Here is a 2927-nt window from a genome sequence, read left to right on the forward strand (position 1 = left end):
AGTTTCATCAAAACTTAGGATCTATTACCGCTATATCCTGACAGCTGTAATAGCAATTCTTCTTTTAATTGGTTATTACACTGTATTTACAAGAAGTTAGTTAAACTTTGCGATAAAAAATAAGTTCATACAAAGCTCTTTGTCGTATAATCTTATTCGTAAGATAGAACATGACAAAGAGCTTTTTTAATGAAGAAAATTTTTAGAAAACTGATACTTTGTTTATCAGTTTTATTTTTTATTACATCAGTAACTCCAGTATTTAATGCCTATGCTGCAGATAACACTACTAGCAGCACAAAAAAGAGTACAGCTAAAAAGAAAGTAAAAAAGACTGTTAAGAAGAAAAATGCAAGAGCTTTGAAAAAAGCTAATACCAAAAAGAATATAAAAAAGGCTATCTCTAAAGCTCAGAAAAAAAGTAATTCAAAAAAGAAAGTTGTAACAAAAAAGAGTGTTGCAAATAAAAGAGTTGCAACTGTTAAAAAGCCTCCTCTGAATGTTAAGCCTCCTTTTAACAAGGAAACTCCAAAATCAGTCTCAGATTCAATGTTAAAGAATCCACTGCTTGAAACAACACCTGAGCTTGTAAAGCAGAGAAATTACTTTAATGATGCTAAAACTGCTATTAAAAAGGGTGATGAGCAAAAGGCTTTATATATAAAACGCAATTTTTTAAAAGGTTATCCTCTTGCAATATGGATTGACTATTATTATCTAGTTGAAGATCCAAAGATTGAAAAGTATTCTTTAGTAAAACAGTTTTTAAAACAGTCTCATCATCAGGAGTTAAACTCCTATGTGAAGAGCGTTTATATTGATTATCTGTCTAAAAAGAAACAGTATAAAAAAGTTCTTGAACTTATAGGAAAGAAGCCTTTTGAAGATAATGTCGAGCTCAACTCAGTACAGCTTTCAAGACAGTGTCGTTATTATGAGGCAAGATGGAATAGAGGTTTTGCAGATAGCTCTGCTTCTGTATTTGCATCAAAACTGTATCTTAGATTAAAGCAGTATCCACAAGGTTGCGATGGTCTTATCAGTACCTGGGCAAAACACGGATATCTTACAGATAAGCTTACTCTTGAGCGTTTTGAGCGAGCATATATTGCAAGAAACTATGAACAGACTACACAGAATCTTGCAAGATCTCTTTCAAATTCCGTATATAAGGATAGAATTTCTGCTCTGATGGATCTGTATGATGATCCTTCAAAAATCATGGATGAGAAATATGTAATAAAAGGCGATGATAAGAGCAGAGCAGCAGTACTTGCATTCAAACGATTTGCTAATCTTAATGCTAAAGATGCAATAGAGCTTTTTGACCCATTTTGTAAAAAATACAATGTAACAGATCATCAGCGTCTTGAGGTAATGCAGATTTTTGCGCAGTCTTTCCTATCAAGACAAGCTACTATTGATGAGGTTACATGGGTTGATAGAAATCTGCCTGCTGTTTTATGGACTGAAGATATCAAAATCATGAGAATGAGAAAAGCTATCTGGTTCTCACAGTGGCAGATTGTTTATGACTTGTATGATCATCTGACTGAATATGATCGTTCTTTGATTAACTGGAGATACTGGAAAGCACGTTCTGCCCGCGAAATCGGCCGTATAGAGCAGAGTAATCAGCTCATGGAGCAGATTTCAAATGACAGAAGCTTCTTTGGTTTCCTTGCTGCAACTGAGCTTTCAAAACCTCTGCCATTCAATCACGAAAAACTGCCTGAAAAAGCTGTATGGCCTGGAAAACTAAAACACAATAAGGCTGCAGTACGTTTCTTTGAATTTAGAGTACTCAATGATTACTGTGCGTCAGTTGAGTGGAAGGAGGTTGCAAAAACCTCAACAAATGAAGATGCCTTGCTGATGGCAGAATGGGCATTATCAACAGGAAATATTGCATACTCAATTTCAAGTGTAGTTGCAGGTAAAAGATGGGATGCTCTTGATTACAGATTCCCAAAGCCATATCTTGAGCTATATCAGAAGTACTCTGACTATTCAAATGTGCCAATTTCATTCTTATATGGCATATCAAGACAGGAGAGTATGCTAAATCCAAGGATCAAATCCCCAGTTGGTGCTGTAGGTTTAATGCAACTTATGCCTGATACTGCAAAACTTGTTTCAAGAAAAAATAAATGGGCTTACAATGGTCCATCAGATCTTGTAGAGCCTGAGTACAACATCAGATTAGGTTCAGCTTATCTAAAGGATATGCTCAACAGATTTGACAATAACAGAATCCTTGCAGCTGCTGCATATAATGCAGGTCCTGGAAGAATAAAGATCTGGGCGTCAAAGGATGGTGGTGTTCGTGATAGTGCAATGTACATTGAGAATATTCCTTTTAAGGAAACAAGATTGTATGTACAGAATGTAATCTTATATGATGTCATCTACAAAAAGCTTCTGACCGGAAAAGAGGATAATCTTCTGTATTCTCATGAGAAAAATTACAGATACTAGAATACAGTATCGAGAAAAGAAAAAGTCACTTTTAAAGGATTTTGTAAGGTTCTGAAAGTGTGGGGGTTCTCATTTTTATTTAATTTATTTTTCAAAAGAGGTCATTTTGAAAAAATAAATTAAATGCATGTAAAAAAATATTATTTAAGTATTTACTTTATCTATATATTTGTTATCATATCAACCGTTGCCCAGGTGGTGAAATTGGTAGACACGCTACTTTGAGGGGGTAGTTCTGCAAGGAGTACGAGTTCAAGTCTCGTCCTGGGCACCATTTCTATAAAATCTTATCTATCCCAACCTATCCCAAAATCATTTAAAACTCGCATTCTGATGCGCTTTAACTTATAATTAACCTATCCTAACTTATCCTATTTTAACCATATCATAAAAGATAAGTCACTCTGAAGTCACTCCATTGTATTTTTACTCTAGGAGTGACCAAAAAT

Annotated in this window: 1 protein-coding gene and 1 tRNA gene; both read left to right on the forward strand. The window is 34.6% G+C overall.

The window, feature by feature from the left end:
- Positions 1-189: 189 nt before the first annotated feature.
- Positions 190-2478: a transglycosylase SLT domain-containing protein gene (locus tag ACJML3_RS08925; protein WP_406022491.1), complete on the forward strand. Its 2289-nt coding sequence runs from the start codon at positions 190-192 to the stop codon at positions 2476-2478.
- A 189-nt stretch (positions 2479-2667) separates the two neighbouring features.
- A tRNA-Leu gene (locus tag ACJML3_RS08930) sits at positions 2668-2752 on the forward strand.
- Positions 2753-2927 lie beyond the last annotated feature (175 nt).

The sequence above is a fragment of the Succinivibrio sp. genome (genome assembly GCF_045124615.1).
Classification (GTDB): domain Bacteria; phylum Pseudomonadota; class Gammaproteobacteria; order Enterobacterales; family Succinivibrionaceae; genus Succinivibrio; species Succinivibrio faecicola.